General features: G+C 65.3%; 1 protein-coding gene. It reads left to right on the forward strand.

Annotation, left to right across the window (positions count from 1 at the left end; genetic code table 11):
• The coding region (locus tag SB847_RS21310) for a glycoside hydrolase family 15 protein (protein ID WP_410578642.1) at positions 1-265 on the forward strand (265 nt) is incomplete at both ends.

Genomic DNA, 265 nt, shown 5'->3' on the forward strand with positions numbered 1-265 from the left:
GCAGGGAAGCCTGGGACGCGGGCCTCGGAAGCTTCGTGTCGTTTTACGGGGCACGCCACATCGACGCCAGTCTGTTGTTGCTTCCGCTGGTGGGCTTTCTGCCGCCCGACGATGGGCGTGTGGTCGGTACCGTCGAACGCATCGTCGCGGAACTCGACGATGGCGGCCTCATCCGGCGCTGGCGCCGCGGTGCGGAAAATCAAGCGGGCCAAGACGAAGGCGCGTTCATCGCCTGTAGTTGCTGGCTCGTGGACTGCCTTCGTCT

It is taken from the genome of Bacillus sp. SIMBA_026 (assembly GCF_046535335.1).
Lineage (GTDB): Bacteria > Bacillota > Bacilli > Bacillales > Bacillaceae > Bacillus > Bacillus velezensis.